General features: G+C 37.5%; 13 protein-coding genes and 3 pseudogenes. 15 read left to right on the top strand and 1 reads right to left on the bottom strand.

Going from position 1 to position 18,568, the window contains the following annotated elements:
• The first annotated feature begins 2 nt into the window (after window positions 1-2).
• From gcvPA to ACIQVU_RS02020, 9 genes are all read left to right on the top strand, one after another.
• A complete protein-coding gene (gcvPA, locus tag ACIQVU_RS02060; protein ID WP_402893541.1) occupies window positions 3-1,349 on the top strand; it encodes an aminomethyl-transferring glycine dehydrogenase subunit GcvPA in 1,347 nt (448 codons plus the stop codon).
• Window positions 1,342-2,805 carry an aminomethyl-transferring glycine dehydrogenase subunit GcvPB gene (gene gcvPB, locus ACIQVU_RS02055; protein ID WP_340806408.1) on the top strand — a complete coding sequence of 488 codons (1,464 nt, stop codon included), beginning with the start codon at window positions 1,342-1,344 and terminating at the stop codon, window positions 2,803-2,805. Before gcvPA ends, gcvPB begins: the two co-directional genes overlap by 8 nt.
• A 243-nt stretch (window positions 2,806-3,048) precedes the next feature.
• Window positions 3,049-3,525, top strand: coding sequence for a hypothetical protein (locus ACIQVU_RS02050; RefSeq protein WP_402893539.1), 477 nt, complete (start codon window positions 3,049-3,051; stop codon window positions 3,523-3,525).
• 12 nt (window positions 3,526-3,537) lie between these two features.
• Window positions 3,538-4,089, top strand: coding sequence for an RNA 2'-phosphotransferase (locus ACIQVU_RS02045; protein WP_340806404.1), 552 nt, complete (start codon window positions 3,538-3,540; stop codon window positions 4,087-4,089).
• A gap of 78 nt (window positions 4,090-4,167) precedes the next feature.
• Window positions 4,168-4,839, top strand: coding sequence for an endonuclease V (locus tag ACIQVU_RS02040; RefSeq protein ID WP_340806402.1), 672 nt, complete (start codon window positions 4,168-4,170; stop codon window positions 4,837-4,839).
• Between the two features lie 100 nt (window positions 4,840-4,939).
• Window positions 4,940-5,896 (top strand): ADP-ribosylglycohydrolase family protein, encoded by a 957-nt coding sequence (locus ACIQVU_RS02035; protein WP_402893536.1) that lies wholly within the window; start codon window positions 4,940-4,942, stop codon window positions 5,894-5,896.
• Window positions 5,897-6,282: 386 nt separating this feature from the next.
• On the top strand, window positions 6,283-6,441 hold the full coding sequence (gene comX, locus ACIQVU_RS02030) for a competence pheromone ComX (protein ID WP_402893533.1): 159 nt from the start codon (window positions 6,283-6,285) through the stop codon (window positions 6,439-6,441).
• Window positions 6,442-7,409: 968 nt separating this feature from the next.
• Window positions 7,410-8,768, top strand: a complete 1,359-nt coding sequence (locus tag ACIQVU_RS02025; protein WP_402893530.1) for a sensor histidine kinase — start codon at window positions 7,410-7,412, stop codon at window positions 8,766-8,768.
• A 213-nt stretch (window positions 8,769-8,981) separates the two neighbouring features.
• Window positions 8,982-11,858: a hypothetical protein gene (locus ACIQVU_RS02020; RefSeq protein ID WP_402893527.1), complete on the top strand. Its 2,877-nt coding sequence runs from the start codon at window positions 8,982-8,984 to the stop codon at window positions 11,856-11,858.
• A gap of 165 nt (window positions 11,859-12,023) precedes the next feature.
• On the opposite strand, the gene ACIQVU_RS02015 is transcribed toward ACIQVU_RS02020, so the two are convergent.
• Entirely contained in the window at window positions 12,024-12,410 is a 387-nt protein-coding gene (locus ACIQVU_RS02015) for a rhodanese-like domain-containing protein (protein WP_340806397.1), read from the bottom strand.
• A gap of 169 nt (window positions 12,411-12,579) precedes the next feature.
• On the opposite strand from ACIQVU_RS02015, the gene ACIQVU_RS02010 reads away from it, so the two are divergent.
• From ACIQVU_RS02010 to ACIQVU_RS01985, 6 genes and pseudogenes are all read left to right on the top strand, one after another.
• Window positions 12,580-13,410 (top strand): lipoate--protein ligase family protein, encoded by an 831-nt coding sequence (locus tag ACIQVU_RS02010; protein ID WP_340806395.1) that lies wholly within the window; start codon window positions 12,580-12,582, stop codon window positions 13,408-13,410.
• A 186-nt stretch (window positions 13,411-13,596) separates the two neighbouring features.
• Window positions 13,597-14,394 (top strand): annotated as a pseudogene (locus ACIQVU_RS02005) (ribonucleotide reductase N-terminal alpha domain-containing protein); the annotation flags it as partial.
• A gap of 161 nt (window positions 14,395-14,555) precedes the next feature.
• Window positions 14,556-15,347 (top strand): DUF559 domain-containing protein, encoded by a 792-nt coding sequence (locus tag ACIQVU_RS02000; protein WP_402893523.1) that lies wholly within the window; start codon window positions 14,556-14,558, stop codon window positions 15,345-15,347.
• 228 nt (window positions 15,348-15,575) lie between these two features.
• A pseudogene (locus tag ACIQVU_RS01995) lies at window positions 15,576-16,229 on the top strand (hypothetical protein); the annotation flags it as partial.
• Window positions 16,230-16,472: 243 nt separating this feature from the next.
• Window positions 16,473-17,600: pseudogene (locus ACIQVU_RS01990) on the top strand (vitamin B12-dependent ribonucleotide reductase); the annotation flags it as partial.
• A gap of 525 nt (window positions 17,601-18,125) precedes the next feature.
• Complete coding sequence (locus ACIQVU_RS01985) at window positions 18,126-18,509, top strand: topoisomerase (RefSeq protein ID WP_340806391.1); 384 nt, start codon at window positions 18,126-18,128, stop codon at window positions 18,507-18,509.
• Window positions 18,510-18,568 lie beyond the last annotated feature (59 nt).

The following is an 18,568-nucleotide window of genomic DNA, read 5'->3' as shown; positions in this document are numbered from 1 at the left end:
TTATGAAACATCGTTATTTACCAATGACGGAGCAAGATCAAAAAGACATGTTAGACGTAATCGGTGTATCCTCAGTCGATGAATTATTCGAGGATATTCCTGAGAAAGTCCGCTTTAAGGGCCTTTATGACATTAAGGAAGCAAAAGCAGAATCTGCTTTATTAAAGGAATTAACGGTACTTGCTGCTAAAAATAAGGATACAAATGCCAATGTATCATTTTTAGGCGCAGGTGTTTATAATCACTATAAGCCAGTAATCGTAGATCATGTTATTTCCCGTTCAGAATTCTATACAGCTTATACACCATACCAACCAGAAATTTCACAAGGTGAGCTACAGGCTATCTTTGAATTCCAAACAATGATTGCAGAGCTTACAGGCATGGACCTTGCGAACTCTTCTATGTATGATGGCGGCACAGCTTTAGCAGAGGCAGGTATGCTAGCGGCTGGTCATACACGTCGTCAGAAGATTTTAGTATCAGAAGCGGTACATCCAGAATACCGTGATGTTGTGGCTACATATGCCTATGGTCAATCCATTGAAATTGTGACAATTCCACAAAAAGATGGTGTGACAGATGTGGATGCATTAAAAGAACTTATTGATGATAATACAGCAGCTGTTATTGCCCAATATCCAAACTTCTTTGGTCAAGTAGAGGACCTTCAAGTAATTGGGGATATTGCGCATGAGGCAAAAAGCTTATTCGTTGTATCTTCTAACCCTCTTGCATTAGGTATTTTAACACCTCCAGGTAAGCTAGGCGCAGATATTTGTGTAGGGGATGCACAAGTTTTCGGTATCTCTGAGGCATTTGGTGGCCCACACTGTGGCTTCTTTGCTGTGACAACGAAATTAATGCGTAAAGTGCCAGGTCGTCTTGTTGGTGAAACAGTGGATGGTGAAGGTCGTCGTGGCTATGTATTAACACTACAAGCGCGTGAACAACATATCCGTCGTGATAAAGCAACTTCGAATATTTGCTCAAACCAAGCACTTCTTGCACTGGCAGCTTCTGTAGCGATGACAGCGCTAGGGAAACAAGGTATTCGTGAAATGGCTATGCAAAATATTGCTAAAACACGCTATGCGAAAAATGCCTTTGAAGTAGCAGGCTTTACAGTAGCATTCCAAGGCGCACACTTTAACGAAATCGTTGTGAAAACAAATAAATGCGTAAAGGAAATTAATAAAGGCTTAATCGAAAAGGGCATTATCGGTGGCTATCCTTTAGGTCAAAACTATGATTCTCTTAAAAATCATGTATTAATTGCAGTTACAGAATTACGCACAAAAGAAGAAATTGATGCACTTGTTGCAGAAATGGAGGCTCTTCATGCATAACGAAAATCAATCACTTATTTTTGAAATTTCAAAAGAAGGCCGCGTTGGCTATAGCTTAGAAGCACTAGATGTGCCTGAAGTAGACCTAGCAGATTTATTACCTGCAAACCTAGTACGTGCAGAGGCAGCGGAATTACCTGAAGTATCTGAGCTTGATATTATGCGTCATTACACGGCACTTTCTCGCCGTAACCATGGAGTAGACTCTGGCTTCTATCCGCTAGGCTCTTGTACGATGAAATATAATCCAAAAATTAATGAAGCGGTTGCACGTTTCTCAGGCTTTGCCAATGTCCATCCATTACAGGATGAATCAACAGTACAAGGCGCAATGGAGCTTCTCTATGATCTTCAAACTTCTTTAGTAGAAATTACAGGCATGGATGAAGTAACATTACAACCAGCAGCAGGTGCTCATGGTGAGTGGACAGCATTAATGATGATTCGTGCATTCCATGAAGCAAATGGGGAAGGTCACCGTAATAAAGTAATCGTTCCTGACTCAGCACATGGTACTAACCCAGCATCAGCGACAGTAGCGGGCTTTGAAACAATCACTGTTAAATCAGATGAAAATGGCTTAGTTGATATCGAAGACCTTCGCAAAGTAGTAGGTTCTGATACAGCAGCTCTAATGTTAACGAATCCGAATACACTAGGGTTGTTTGAAGAAAACATTATCGAAATGGCAGAGCTAATTCACTCTGTAGGCGGTAAAGTGTACTATGATGGTGCAAACTTAAATGCCGTTATGAGTAAAGCACGTCCTGGCGATATGGGCTTTGACTGTGTGCATTTAAATTTACACAAAACATTTACAGGCCCACATGGTGGCGGTGGTCCAGGTTCTGGTCCAGTAGGCGTTAAAGCAGATTTAATTCCATTCCTACCAAAGCCAGTGTTAGTAAAAACGGAAGAGGGCACATACCACTTTGACTATGATCGTCCACAATCAATTGGTCGTGTTAAACCTTACTATGGTAACTTTGGTATCAATGTACGTGCTTACACATATATTCGTACAATGGGTCCAGATGGCTTAAAAGCTGTTACAGAATATGCTGTATTAAATGCCAACTATATGATGCGTCGTTTAGAGCCATTCTATGATCTACCATATAACCGTCACTGTAAACATGAATTTGTATTATCTGGTCGTCGTCAGAAGAAACTAGGCGTTCGTACATTAGATATCGCAAAACGTTTGTTAGACTTTGGCTACCATCCACCAACAACATACTTCCCATTAAATGTGGAGGAGGCGTTAATGATTGAGCCAACTGAAACTGAATCTAAAGAAACATTAGATGCATTCTGCGATGTGATGATTCAAATTGCGAAGGAAGCAGAAGAAAATCCATCGATTGTACAAGAAGCACCGCATACAACAGTCGTATCTCGTCTAGACGAAACACGCGCTGCTCGTACACCAGTATTGCGTTATCAAAAAGCATAAAAAAATAGAGAAGCCATCTGATAAGTATAGTTGTATTTATTGGATGGTTTTTTGTCTGTATTAGAACTAAGTGGCTTGATTGAAAGTAGTTTATCTCGGTTCAGCAAATTTTTTTGTATCGAAAGCGAAGCGTCAGTGCCAATTAAGCTGGGGCGTAATTAAAGAGCTAGTTTGAGAATGTTTATTGCTACAGACCAAAGCAGTGTCACTTAGAGGTATGGCATGATAGGAGGAGTAGGAATAATGATGGACGAAGAAATGATGGATCGACTAAAAAATATTGCTTGGCTTGCAAATTGTGGGAAGCCATTAGATAATGATACTTCCTTTACGATTGTCCAAGCAATCAATTGGGAGCAGGCTGTGGAGCATTGTCAAAGTGACTACTGGGAAGCTATAACGCTTGAGGCAGGCAATGAATTAACAGAATTTTTATGTATAAATTTTCGTGATAAATATCAGCAATGGAATAAAGTCGTGAAGGAAGGGAAGGCACTGATGGACATATGTGTTATACCTGAAATAACAGCATATGTCCATCAGCGAGAGCTGCCTTCTATCATTTTAGATTGTGTTAAATGGGATGTGCTACATGCTATTATGGAATATTATTATAGAAACGAAAAAGAACCAGCGTTTTTCTTAGAATTGCTGAAAATATATGAATCTGGTCATTTCCCATGCGGCTGGAGCGATAAGGACAACTTAATTGTTTACTAGGAGGTGTAAAAATTGAGAGATACAGCATTTTACACGGCATTAAGCAAAGAGCTATCATATGCTTTACGCCATCAGCCGTGGAAATATGAATTGGAATTAGATGCGGAGGGCTGGGTTCCTGTAGCGCAATTATTAGCAGCTTTTAGTCAATCAGAAAAATGGCAAGATATCAGCTTAGAAGATATACAGCAAACTATTTTTTTAGCTGACAAGAAGCGTCATGAATTGCTGGATCATAGAATTAGAGCTTTATATGGGCACTCAACACCTATGAAAATCAATAAAGAAGAGGCTATACCGCCCAAACGGTTATATCATGGTACTTCACCAAAATTAATGAAGAGTATTCGTGAAACGGGTTTGTTACCAATGTCCAGACAATATGTCCATCTATCAGAAGATAGGGAAACAGCATGGATTGTTGGCAAACGGAAAGCACCAGAGCCAGTAATCGTATGGATTGATACGGAAGCAGCTCGCAACAATGGTGTTACATTTTATCGAGGAAACCAACAAGTATGGCTTGCTGATTATATCCCGATAGATTTTATCTCGTATGAATAGGCTGTAAAAATCCGATTGAGGAGTCATATTATCTCTGTAAGCAAGCCTTAAAGAGGGTAGCTGGAAGGAAGAAAAGATATGGAACAAGCATTTAAAAAAGAGCAAGAAAAGTGGAGAACTAAAATTTCATTGCAAAATCGTTTTCAGCTTGAGGATATTCGTTTAGTAGCGGGCGTTGATATTGCCTATTGGACGAAAGATCAAGTAGATTATGGAGTTTGTTGCATTGTTGTAATAGATTATGCAACAAAAGAAATTATTGAGGAGGTTGACTATTATGCACAAATAGATGTACCCTATATGGCTGGTTATTTAGCTTTTCGAGAGCTGCCGTTAGTGATAAAGGCAGCGCAAAAACTTCAATATCAACCAGATATTTTTATGTTTGATGGAAATGGTTATTTGCATTATCGCAATATGGGTATTGCCACACATGCTTCCTTTTATTTAAACCGACCTACAATCGGTGTTGCGAAAAGCTATTTAAAAATAGACGATACAGATTTTCAAATGCCTGAAAATAACAAAGGTGATGCGACAGATATAAACGTGAATGGTAAAATATATGGTGCAGCATTAAGAACAAGAAAAGATGTTAAGCCTATTTTTGTATCATGTGGGAACTGGATAGACTTAGCTACTTCCATTCAAATTACGCTCCATTTGATTGAAAAAGATAGCCGTTTACCTATTACCACTAGATATGCGGACTTAGCAACACATACAAGCAGACAAAAATACCGTGAGTAGATAAGTATTTTTTATGGTAATACAAAAAAGATGTTTTTCTTACAATAATTTGAGGTAGTAGTATAAAAAAGTGCTGTTTTAGAGAAGGAGCGTGAATGATATGGCTAATCATAATCTAAAGGAACGAATGCTAGCGACTTTATATGGAGGAATCATTGGCGATGTGATGGGCGTACCTGTTGAATTTAAGCCTAGAGGTACTTTTTATGTAGAGGATATGATTGGATATGGCACCTATAATCAGCCGCCCGGCACTTGGTCGGACGATACTTCGTTAACACTATGTTTAGTCGAAAACATCATTGAGCAAGGGAATACGGCGAGCTTAATGGATAAATTTGTACTATATATGGAGCAGGGCTACTGCACGCCTTTTGACGAAATGTTTGATATAGGAATTACAACGGCTGAGGCAGTGTCAAACTATAAAAAGGGTAGCTTACCTGAGCATTGCGGAAAAACAGGCGAATTTGATAATGGCAATGGTGCATTGATGAGAATCGCTCCAATAGCATTTGCTATGCTAAATGAGCTAGATTTTACGAAACGCGCAGCACTTATTCAACAATATACAGCGATTACACATGCCCATCCCCGCTCTCTTGTAGGGTCTATCATTTATATTGAGATATTATTAAGCTTATACCGAAATAATTCGCTCGCAGCAGCGTTACAGGAAGTCCATTTATTAGTAAATAATCATTTACAAGGGGATGCAAAGGCAGAACTTGCCTCCTATCATCGCATTTTTCAGGAGGACTTTTTCAAGCTTGCTGAGGATGCTATTCAATCAAGCGGCTATATTATCCATTCGTTAGAGGCAGCTTTATGGTGTGTTGGCACTACAGCAACGTTTAAGGAGGCTGTTTTAAAGGCTGTCAATTTAGGTGAGGATACAGATACGGTGGCAGCGATTGCTGGAACGCTGGCAGGTATGTATTATCCGCTAGAGGATATTCCAACTGAATGGTTAAATAAAGTTGTGAAAAAGCAGGAGATTGACCAATTACTGCTGTCATTTTATCAAGCATGTGTCCAGCAGGAACATGAAAAATAAGTGACAATACGAGAAAGGGCGGTGACAAATTTTTCATTTACATAATATTTTTATGTTAGAAAAAGCCAATACTTATATAATAAAGAAAACAGCTTATTTAGCTGAATGGGTGCGAAAGGGGCTAGCCGCTTTCTATGCATGCTTCACTAAATAAGCTTATTTATTTGAAAGTTTATGTCAGTTTATAGGGAGAAGATAGCGAAAAATAAGAAAGAACATTACATTTCTTCTAATATTTTTGAATTTTTTAGAAAATTATGTTGAAATCTCGGAAAGCGGTAGTATAATAAAGGTATAGTTACAAATATGGTTAATAATTCCTTATATTAAGGGCTATTGGGTACATACGATGTAACTATAAAAAACTAGTGGAATGGGGAGATTTTATGATTAACATGATTCAGTATTTAGAGCAAAATCCGTCGTTAGTAACATTGTTAAAAGAAAAAAAAGCTTCTCTAATCGGTATCTCAGAGCTAGAGCAAAAGGCAATTTTGGATTCGTTTAATGAAGAATTAGGTACTGAAAGTCGTTTGTGGAATTAAAGTTAAATAATAAAAAATGGTTTTGGTTTACTGTAAGTGTATATTTAATAATAGGATTTTATTTATTATTTATCATTTATAGTAAACCTTTTATTAATATAGAAGTTGAAGAAGATAATGGTGTTTTGATAGTAACGAATCCTTATTATAAAGATTGGGCAGTCAAACAGCAAATATCACCCGGGGATATCGTATTAAGTATAAATGGGAATGATATAGATAAAGTTTCTAATATTAAGCATGATTTAGTAATTCGATCTGCAAATGAATTATCTATAATGAAGCCTGATGGAAGTCTAGTCGATATAAATATCAAACCTTTTGATGTCACCCAACCGTTTTATTCTGTTTTTCTCATACCATCAATTTTTTATTTTTTATCATTAGTAATCGCTATATATTTATATTTAAAACCGAAAAATACTATTTTAATTAATTTACTAATACTATTTATTTTAACTGTTTCTTTGGCTTATTTAAGCATAGGTGCTTCAGGTGTATTAAATACTTTTGGCATTATTGTAAACCGTGGTAGTATGCTACTTTGCCTAGTGCTGTTATTGCAGTTTCTAAAGGAATATTTTATTTTTTTAGGCATTAAATGGTTGTTTGTGAAAAATATTAAGATATTTTACATACTCCCTCTTATTGTAATATGTTTAAGTATATTGGGGATAATTTTCGATAGTATTCATTCTCTCATATCTAATGTTATTTTAAGTTTATTTTTCTTATTACTAGTAATTATTCTTAGCATAATGATTGCTAGTTATATTAAATACAAAGTACCAGAATTAAAAATATTATTAAGTAGCATTATTATTCCTTTTATACCTTTCCTTTTTCTTTATGCGCTGCCAGAGATTTTTTTCAATGATTTTTTACTCTCTGCAGAAATAAGTTCATTATTTCTACTGTTAATCCCTTTTAGTTTTATTTTCACACAGCTTACTGAGCGTATATTTGATATGGAGTATTTTATTTCTAGGCTGCGTTATTATTTTAATTTTTCTTTTGCCTTTACCCTTTGGCTATTATTAGGGCTTTATGTCTTAACAGATTTATCAATGACGCGCTTAACGGAGATTTTCTTTTTTGCTTTTCTTTCATTAATAGCGTTGTTTTACATAAAAGAGCGGGTTGATTATCGCAAGCGCAAGATTCTTTTCTCCACAAAGGGCGACTATATTCACCGCCTGTATACAACCGTTGATAGTATTGGAAGAGTTGTGAAAATTGAAGATTTATTGGAGCGGTTTGTGCAGGAAGTAATTCTTCAGCTTGAAGTGGAAAATGTTTCAGTGCTTACCTACGATTTTCATACGCACCACAGTACCTTAACAAATCAACCCAAGGCATATAAGCAGTATGAAATTGATGAGGGATTGCTGGAACGGTTGAGCTTGGGCGACATTCAAAAAACAGAGCATTATTATATAGCCTTTATTCATCAAGATACTCATTATAAACGAATGCTCGTGATTGATCATTGCCAAACGATTTATCTGAAGGATGAAGAATTGCTATGGCTTGAGCTATTGCTACTGTACTTAAATAACTTTATTGAAAATACGAAAATGGTAGAGGAGCTGTTAGATCAGTTAAAGCATATGAAAGAAGCTGATAATCAACAGCTACCATGGTTGAATAAATTACTATGGCTACGCTTTGAGGAAGAGAAATATCAATTGGCACAAGAGCTGCATGACACGATTTTACAAGAGCAACTTCATATAGCAAGAGAGATGGATGTTCTCATACATGCCAAAGATACAGAAGCTATACCATCGCAGCTTGTGAAAGTACATGAACAGATGGTGACCTCGTTAAATGATTTAAGAGGCTACTGTGAAAATTTAAAGCCGCCGTTATTGGATACATTGGGATTAAATGCGGCACTTGAAAAACTGATTCAAAAAATTCATAAACGTGCTGATTTTTTATTGATTTATACGATGGACCGTCTGTATTTAGAGGATGAGCGTTTAAATTTAATGATTTATCGACTTTTCCAGGAGCTACTAAACAATGCACTGAAACATTCCTACGCTGATACCGTTGAAGTGCATTTGCTGGGCACTGAGGAAGGCTTTGAAATTATGTATACGGATGATGGTGTAGGCTGTAATATGGATGATATTATCCTTGCTGATTCGATGGGGATTCGTGGGATGCAGGAGCGTGTTCAAGCCTTTAATGGCAAATTTGCGTTAGATACGAAAGCTGGAGAAGGGATGACCATTCGCATTCAAGTAAGTGAAGCAAATAATCCTCAACCTTATGCATACAACACATTAAAACGTCCTACTTATACGATCCGAGGATAATGCAATCTTTTTAACCTTTTAATCACTTCGTAGTTGCTATGAATGTAGATTAGAAGGCTTTTATTTTTTTAACACGATACAGCAAAATAGTACAAGTGTAGCAATGATAATTTAGGAAGAAATGCACCTTTTAGAAAAATATCCTCTAAACAAAGGAAATATTGGAAGTAGAGCCGATATAATTCATTAGATGGATAGAGGAGGTTATTAGTAGTGAGTAAGAAATTATTTTTAACAGCAGCAACGATTTCTTCTGTAGCACTTGTTGCTCCAACAGTAGCGGGAGCGACAGAAACGATTTCAGTCACAGGGCAGAATATAGTCAATAAAGTATTAAAGGTGGATCAATTACCAGCTAATACGATTGTTAGTAGCTATCAATGGTATTATCTTGAGCAAATTGACAGTGAAGATGGTTCCCCTACAACAACGAATAAACCAATTGCTGGGGCAACCTCTGCATCCTTAACAGTACCTGTAGAGGCTGCAGGCAAGACGATTTTTGTCGAAGCTACTACAACAGAAGGGCAAAAATATCAAAGTGCCCCACGGACGATTCAACAGCTCAATCTAACAATTGCACGTCCGACATTGGAGGGCTATGCAACAGCCGATTTTGTTGCACCAGGGGAAACGATAAAAGTAGCAGGTGCGAAAGTAACAGATAGAGCAGGTGCTACTTTACAGAGTAGTCAAATTACATATAGTTATCAATGGTTTTATCAACTTGGAGAGAATGCCTTTACGATTATTGAAGGAGCAACTGGTAGTACCTATACAATACCAAAGGATGCTGTTGATAAGGGCATCAAAGATATTATTGTGAAAGTAAAGGCAAAGGTTGGCGACTCTATTGTAGAATCAGATTTTTCGGATGTTATGACAGTGTCGAAAGCGCCAATCGATACATTAATGAATGATATTCAGGCATTGCTTGTTCATGATAATCGTTATAATGTGTCAAGCCTAGAATCGTTTAAGGCACAAGTAACAACACTGGAAAGTAAGTATCAGGCTTTATCGCCAGCAGCTAGAGGCAATGTGTCCAATTATGAGGTGTTAAAGCGAGCGCTTGCAGATGTAGAGCTAGTTAGCAGCTTAAATGATAAGATGGATAAAATCGGGGAGGTACAGGAGAAAAACCTACCTAAATATATTCAAGAATTGACAGAGGCATATGAGCAATTGGATTTATTGCAACGCAGCTTAGATGTAGAGGATGCACTGTATACAAGCATTAAAAGCTTACAAAATGAGCCAAATGATGTAGAGGAAGTACAGGAAGTTAGAAGGATTCAGCAAGCAATTGTTCAATTACTACGATACGAAAATTCGTATGTGCGATATGTAGCTACAGATAAAGATGCTTTGCAGCAGCTTATTGCGACGATTGAAGCGGATATTGCTAAATTATCACCACATTACCGTGCGGCTGTACAAAACCAAGCTATTTTACAGGAAGCTAAAGCGGATAGTAAAAAGGTGGAGCAATTTCTAAAATTGTTTGATAAGTTATCACCAAGCAATACACCAAATAAGCAAGTAACGGCTGCAAAATCCATTCGTGCTGCCTATGAGAAATTAACGTATAAACAATTGCAGCTAGTACCAGACGCCTATATACAGCAGTTATTGCTGGCAGAGGGTGCAGAAGAAAGTCAAATCGACGCATTAAATCGTGATATTGAGAGCTATATTGGAGAGGATGCTTATCCCATTCATCCATCTGCTAGTTCATGGCAAAGTCATGTCAATAATGTCAATCGCATGATCAAGGAGTATAAAGGCTTAACGAAAGCCTCAGCAGCTCAAATTACAGACTATAATAGTCTGGCTACGCTACAAAAGGATTTAAAGGTAGCTGAAAAAGTGATTAAAAGTATCGATGCTTATCAAAAGCTGGCTGAAGTAGCGGGTGTCAAGGAAAGTAAGCTGCAATCAAGCTATACGAGTACATTGAAAGCTTATCAAAAACTAACCACTTTGCAGCAATCGCTTGTCTATAATGCAGATGATTTTTTACTCAATACACCAAAGGTTTCAGTGGATGGCAATGAGAAAGTGCCTGCTGATGTAGCGGCTGCAGAGGCATTAAAGGCGGATATTGCGAAATTTGCAAATGTCACAAGCTATACATTTGTCCAATTAGAGGCAGCGGTTGACGCAGCATCAGCAGCTTATAAAGATTTATCCGCAGCGGCACGGAAATATGTGACAAATTATCATTTATTGACAGCGGCGAAAAAGGATATTTCAGGTGTGCAATCCTTCCATAAAAAAGTGCAGGCTGCTAGAGAGGAAACAGATGCTGCGAAGCAGGCGAAAAAAATTCAAACCGTGCAAAAGGCATATGCGAAATTACCTGCCAATCAACAATATTTAGCGAAAGCACAATATGAGGCTTTATTAAATAATCGCATTATTGATGAGCATGCACCAAGTACGACACAGCTTAATGCTGAGATTGCACAAATTGTTGCAGGAGAGCAATATAATGTGTCGATAGCGCACATTCAGCAGCTTTCTACGCAATATAATCGCTTAAGCGCAAGCGATAAAAAGCTAATTACTCATTATGCGACATTAAAAACAGCACTTGCTGATGTAAAAAAGGTTGAATCCTTTATGAAACAATATGATAAATCGTTTCAAAAAAATCCAAGCACGGTTATTAAGGCATTTGCAAAGCTAACAGCTAAACAAGTAAGTCTTATTGAGCCAGCGATTAGACAAGCAATTATAGCAAAGCAACAGGAACAACAGCAAACAAATGATAGTGCTTTAAGCGTGATTGAAGCTATCAATGGGCTACTTGTAAAAGGAGAGTATACTGCAAATTTACAGGAAAAGGTACAAGAAATTCGTACAACCTATGATGCATTGAGCGAGGCAGAGAAGAAGCTTATTAAAAATTATGCAAAGCTTACACAGGCAGAAAGTGATTTAAAAAAGGTGGAAGAAGTTCATGCCTTATATGTGCCAGCAACAGAGGATAATAATAAGGCTCGTAAAGCTTGGCAAACTGCCTATAGTAAGCTTTCGAAAAAATTAGAGCTGCTGTATAACAATATGTACGCAACAGATATATAAATAGCTGGAGCTGACTTCAACGGAAATGTCGAAGTCAGCTTTTTCTTTTGGTTTTATAAAGTATCAGGAGTATGATAAACCAAATAGTAGAAACTCTACAACAGGGCGTTATTAATAAAAAAAGCCGCCTCCTAGTGCTTTGAGACGACTTTTTTCATAGAAAATTTAATATTTTTTTGCTTTTATTTTACCTGTCCAAGTTTTGAAGCCACCTTGAAGTTGGTAGATTTGGTTGTACCCACGTTTTTTAAGAAATAGTGCAGCACGTGAGCTACGGCCTGTATTTTGACAGTATAAGTATACTGGTAAATCTGGGCGAATTTCTTTATAACGCTGACGTAGTGTTGTGGAAGGAATATTGCGTGCACCAAGAATATGACCAGCATCAAATTCCTTTTGCTCACGCACATCGATGAGCTGTGCTTTTCGATAGCCTTCTATAAATTGTTCTTGTGTTAGGTTTGTGACGGCTTTTTTGAGTCGTAGTGCATTAATACCGATATATGCAATTAAGACTACTAAAACGACACCGATTGTGATAAGTATGTCCAAGATTTTCTTACCCCTTTCTATCTTCTTTATTATTATAAAAGATGCGCTAGCGATAGTCCAATGAGTTTGATAAAATTAACTAGGTTGTGGCAGATTTAGTCGTGCTACAAAAGTATATATGTAACATGAACGCCTAAAGTATTATTTTATATTTGTAGGAGATGAAAAGATGACAACTTGGTACTTTCTAAATTCAGGAAAATGTAGTCCTTCTTTTAATATGGCATTAGATGAGGCATTGCTGGATTGGCATAGTGAGGGATTAATTCCACCAGTGATTCGCTTTTATGAGTGGGAGCCTGCGACATTATCGATTGGTTATTTTCAACAAGCGAAGCGCGATATTAATTTAGAGGCTGTACGTGAACAGGGCTTAGGCTTTGTACGTCGACCAACAGGTGGACGAGCTGTGCTGCATGAGCATGAGCTTACATATAGCGTTATTGTGACGGAAAGCTATCCGAATATGCCCGAGTCTGTGACAGAGGCATATCGTGTGCTAAGTGAAGGAATATTGCAAGGCTTCCATAACTTAGGAATGGATGCTTATTTTAGTGTGCCTAATACAGAGGAACAAAGAGCAGACTTAAAGAGTCCAAAAAGTGCAGTATGCTTTGATGCACCAAGCTGGTATGAATTAGTTGTTGAAGGGAAAAAAGTAGCAGGAAGTGCACAAACACGTCAAAAAGGTGTTATTTTGCAGCATGGGGCTATTTTATTAGACCTCGATCAAGAGAAATTATTATCAGTCTTTAATTTTTCTAGTGAGGAAGCGAAGGAGCGTATGCGTAGAAAGCTACCAGAAAAGGCAGTCGCAATTAACAATCTTGTTAAAGAGCCTGTAACGATTGAACAATGTGTGACAGCTTTCCGCGATGGCTTTGCAAAATCGTTGCAAATTGACTTAAAACCATTTACACTTTCTGAGGAGCAATTAGCGTATGTGCATGCACTAGAAGAAAAAAAATATGCATGTGATGAGTGGAATTTTAGGAAATAAAAAATATTTTTTCGCACCCAAGCCTAGTTGTAACAAGTAGTTCTAAGTCTATGAAAAAAAGCAAGAGTTGAATTAAAAAACTATATATAGTATCTTTTTTAAAGACAAATACACAATATGTAGTGTTTAGCAACACGCAATATTGTGTATTTATTTTGTAACACAGAAAACAAGGGAGGCAAAACGATGGTACTCACAAATCATCAACCCGAAGTAAACAATTCATTTGAACAGTTAAACAAAGATATTGAACAATTCCCGCAGGTTCATCCAGTAACGCCTGATATGCATATTACACATAAAGGTGTATCAAGACTGGTGATGATTGATCGCTATTCATTTAAAGACACAGAAAAGAAAACACTCAAAGCTGGTGATTTTGTTGTTTTAACGGTCAAAGCTGATCCAAAATTCCCTGCGCGTGGTTTAGGGACAATTCAAAAACTGGACATGTCTTCAAAGACGGCAGAAATTTTGATTGAGGAAGATTATCGTAGTGCTTTAGATGATCCAAAAGAGCAAGAAACGGGTATGATTACGCGTTCAATTGACGTGATAGAAAAGCCTCTTGAAATTTTTTATGAACAAATTGCCAAACGAAATGCAACAGGGCTTGCTGCTGTTGAAAAAACACCAGAAAAACGCCAAGAATGGTTTGAAAAATTTTATAAGCAATTAGTATCCTTGAAATTTGTTCCAGCAGGGCGTGTTATTTATGGAGCAGGCTCTGAAACAGATGTGACATTTTTCAATTGTTACGTGATGCCATTTGTCGCTGATTCGCGTGAAGGCATTAGTGATCACCGTAAGCAAGTAATGGAAATTATGAGCCGTGGTGGTGGTGTTGGTACGAATGGCTCAACACTACGTCCGCGCAACACATTAGCACGCGGTGTTAACGGCAAATCCTCTGGCTCTGTTTCATGGCTGGATGATATTGCAAAACTGACCCACCTTGTCGAACAAGGAGGTTCGCGCAGAGGTATGCATTGTCTAAGTGCTTCTGCGTAAACAAACCTCGTGAATTGCTGGGAACTCTTTAATGGAAATATGATCACTTTTAGCGAGGTGAAAAATATGGAAGTTTATAATGCGAAACAACCTCAAACTTGTTTAATATGTAACAAGGCTGGTTTACAGCTCATTTGAAAAAAGAGCACAATTTAACATTAGACAATTACTTATTATCTTATTTTTATCCCATTGAAATGATTACGTGCCAATATCCTCTATGTACTAACATCGTGAAGCTTAGACGTGGTATTCCTAATCAATTTTGTAGTAGAAGTTGTCGTGGAAAGGGAGAGCCATTAAAATGCGTAATTTGTGGTAAGCGTTTTGATGGAAAACATCGTCAAACGAAGACTTGTAGCAAGCAATGTACAAGTAAGCTTAGATCTCAAAATACGAGTAAATGGCATCAAGAAATGCCTTGTGAACTGAAAAAGTTTCATTTTGAAAAAATCATTTCCAAAACAGCACAAACACGAAAATTAAATGGAACACCTTCATGGAATAGTGGTAAAACAGGAGTGTATAGTCAAGAAACGATTGAGAAAATTCGACAAGCTACTTTAAAACAACTAGAAAGAGAAATATTTCGAAAAACAAGTATTGAAAAAATCGTTGAAGGCTTCTTGATTGAGGAAGCTATTCCTTACCAATATTCATTTATTTTGCAAGGAGCGCAATTTGATTTTCTGTTAGTAGGTACGACAATTTTAATCGAATGTGATGGGGACTTTTGGCATGGCAACCCCAAATTTTATTCCACTTTTTACGATGTTCAAAAAAGAATTATGATGAGGGATATGGAAAAAAATCAATTAGCGGAAAAATATGGCTTTACATTACTCCGCTTCTGGGAAGATGAGGTCAAAAACGATTTTGAAAATGTTAAACAACGCATTATAAATGCACTGCTAGCTACAACGTAACTGGGAACGGTAAGCGTGAATGCTTGAAAATAGCAGTGGGATAAAGACAATCAGCAGCCAAGCCTCTAAAAAGAGGAAGGTTCAACGACCATCGAAAACACGCTTATAAAAGCGGAAGTGAGTAGAGTAGGAGTGAAGCCACTCCGAAGTGCGAGGGCATCTATAATGATGTAAGATATGGTCTCAACGTCTATGGTGACATAGAGAGTGGGTGTAGCGAACCCGCGCAAGGAATCGGCACAAATGATAATGCTGGCAGATTGGCACCCTGATATTGTGGAATTTATTATTTCAAAAATGCAAAATCCACGTATTTTACGGTACTTAATCGAAAATACAACAGATGAAACGATTATTCGTCTTGCAAAAGAAAAATTAAACTTTAAGCCGTTAACGGCACAAGAGGAAGCGATGTATCAAGGCATCCTGAACTATAAAAATATTGAAGGTTTAGGTGGATTTGATACGGCGATTATTCGAGAAGCTGAAAATAAATTGCGTGATGGTGGAACATATACGGTTCATAACCCAGAGTTTTTAACAGGCGCAAATATTTCTGTAACGCTGACAAAAGAATTTATGGAAGCTGTTGAAAACGATGCTGACTTCGAGCTTCGTTTCCCAGCCGTTGAAGAATATACAAAAGAAGAAATGAACATTTACAACACAGAGTGGCATAAAGTTGGCGATGTGCGTGAATGGGAGAAAATGGGCTATAAAGTGCGCACGTACCGTACAATTAAAGCAAAAGAGTTATGGAACTTAATTAATGTTTGTGCAACATACTCTGCAGAGCCAGGTATTTTCTTTATCGACAATGCTAATGATATGACAAATGCGAAAGCCTATGGGCAAAGCGTTGTAGCAACAAACCCGTGTGGTGAACCTCGCCTCACGTTAAAAATTGCGGGATAAAGCGGGAAGGCTGTGATGCTAATCCGAACCGAAGGCTAATGGTAAAGCGTTAGTCAGGGGCAACGCATACCCAGTGATCCTACCATGTAGACTATAATCTGGGCACGAGACCGCAACATTACAAAAATAGGTAATGAAAATGTATGCTGAACTTACAGGAACTGAACTGTAAGAGCTAAAGGATAAAAAGCCTTTAGGATAACAATATTGGAACAACCACTTGCACCATACTCTGTGTGTAATTTAGCGGCTGTTAACCTTGCACAGTTTGCAAATAAGGACAATCAAACAGTTGATTATGAAGCATTGCGTGAAACAGTACGTGTGGGTGTTCGTATGCAGGATAATGTAATCGATGCGACACCTTATTTCTTAGAAGAAAATCGTGTACAAGCACTTGGCGAGCGTCGCGTTGGCTTAGGGGTAATGGGCTTAGCTGACTTACTTATTTACTGTGAAAAGGAATATGGCTCAGAGGAAGGTAATGCGTTAGTCGATGAAATTTTTAAAACCATTGCTGAAACGGCATATGAGGCGTCTACAGAGCTTGCCAAAGAGCGTGGTAGCTTCCCATTCTTAGTAGGTGCTACAGACGAAGAAACAGCTCGCTTACGCAAAGCCTTCACAGAAACAGGCTTTATGCAAAAAATGCCTGTTCATATCAAGGAGCAAATTTTAGCAACGGGTATCCGTAATTCACATTTATTAACGGTTGCGCCAACTGGATCAACAGGCACAATGGTGGGAGTAGCAACAGGTCTTGAGCCATACTTCTCCTTCACATATTACCGTTCTGGTCGTCTAGGTAAATTTATTGAAGTAAAAGCTGAAATTGTCCAAGAGTATTTAGAGCGTCATCCAGAAGCAAATGAACAGGAGCTTCCTGAATGGTTTGTGACAGCGATGGAGCTGAAGCCAGAAGCACATGCGGATGTTCAATGTATTATTCAAAAATGGATTGACTCATCTATCTCTAAAACAGTGAACGCACCAAAAGGCTATACAGTAGAGCAAGTGGAAAAAGTTTATGAGCGACTATATAAAGGTGGCGCTAAAGGCGGTACGGTTTATGTAGATGGTAGCCGCGATTCACAAGTTCTAACACTAAAAGCGGAAGAAAATGATATGGATCAATTATCATTTGAAGAGGAATTAGTGGAGGAGCATACAACACGTCCAGTTGTTTTAGTCGACACAATTCAAGCATTAGAATCCACAACAGTAATTGGCTCAGACGTAGGAAATACATGCCCAGTTTGTCGTAAAGGTACAGTCGAAGAAATGGGTGGCTGTAACACATGTACAAACTGTGGTGCACAGTTAAAATGTGGTCTGTAAAATAGTAAAGAATGTCTATTTGTAGAATTGAAATAAAGTCGTAGCGTTTTACCCCTTTAGATTATAGTTGTCTAAAGGGGTGTTTTTATGTCCAAAAGAGCAAGAACATCATAAGTTGAGAATAGAAAAATGAAAAACAAAACTTAGAAATGCTAAAGTGAAAATAAGCAAAGTACCTATTTTAGGCATCGACCAGTTAGTTTAGCTGAATTTCAAAACGTGCCATCTATTGGTAATAAATTAGAGCCGTATATAAGTCTAAAGATGAAGGGAGCTATGTTGTGTGAATATGCAATAACAATGGGATTTTAATCTTACCAGTTGAATGAATAAAGGTATGTAAAACTGTAGTATAAATGCAAGACAACTTCTTAAGTTACTGATTACAGAAAGCAGCTAAAACTTAGTAAATATTGATGATGAGGAAATGTTACAAGGAAACTTAGTGATATAAAGTATCGTCAAACTTATGTATGGAAAATTATTGCGGAATATGCACTTTATTGTTGAAAGGGGAAATTAGAAATGATGAAAAAAGCTATAATTTCAGGAGTTGTATGTTCAATTTTGTTAGTTGGGTGTAATGGAAACGAGAACGAAGAACAAGTTCAAGTATTAGAAAGCGAACAAGGCATAGTAGAGGATGAGCAGGGAAATTTATTATCAGAATTAAAAAATGACATCATAGTATCTATTACAGAACAAACGGAACTTGATAGTGAGTCAATAGCAATAATGTTAGGTGGTAATATTGAAGATATTTCTGTATCAGTAAGTTTCCCGAAGGATGTAAAAGTTGATAATACAATGATTCAACAAATAGTTAAAGATTCTATTAAGAATGCTTCTAAAACAGCAAACGTAACAATTCGCGAAGAAAATATAACAGTAAACATTGAGAAATATTAACGGAGAAGTTCTTAAAGGATGCTATTAACCCTTAAAAGTCCAGTTGCTTTATAAGGTTG

The sequence above is a fragment of the Lysinibacillus sp. NPDC098008 genome (genome assembly GCF_044760715.1).
Classification (GTDB): Bacteria; Bacillota; Bacilli; order Bacillales_A; family Planococcaceae; genus Lysinibacillus.
The sequence above is the reverse complement of the archived record's forward strand: the minus strand, read 5'-3'. Positions and strand labels throughout refer to the sequence as shown.

Coding starts and splice junctions, on each gene's coding strand:
- ACIQVU_RS02050 (WP_402893539.1), top strand. CDS start 3,049: ATGATGGACGAAGAAATGATGGATCGACTAAAAAATATTGCTTGGCTT.
- ACIQVU_RS01985 (WP_340806391.1), top strand. CDS start 18,126: ATGATGAAAAAAGCTATAATTTCAGGAGTTGTATGTTCAATTTTGTTA.
- ACIQVU_RS02010 (WP_340806395.1), top strand. CDS start 12,580: ATGACAACTTGGTACTTTCTAAATTCAGGAAAATGTAGTCCTTCTTTT.
- comX (WP_402893533.1), top strand. CDS start 6,283: ATGATTAACATGATTCAGTATTTAGAGCAAAATCCGTCGTTAGTAACA.
- gcvPB (WP_340806408.1), top strand. CDS start 1,342: ATGCATAACGAAAATCAATCACTTATTTTTGAAATTTCAAAAGAAGGC.
- ACIQVU_RS02035 (WP_402893536.1), top strand. CDS start 4,940: ATGGCTAATCATAATCTAAAGGAACGAATGCTAGCGACTTTATATGGA.
- ACIQVU_RS02025 (WP_402893530.1), top strand. CDS start 7,410: ATGGAGTATTTTATTTCTAGGCTGCGTTATTATTTTAATTTTTCTTTT.
- gcvPA (WP_402893541.1), top strand. CDS start 3: ATGAAACATCGTTATTTACCAATGACGGAGCAAGATCAAAAAGACATG.
- ACIQVU_RS02040 (WP_340806402.1), top strand. CDS start 4,168: ATGGAACAAGCATTTAAAAAAGAGCAAGAAAAGTGGAGAACTAAAATT.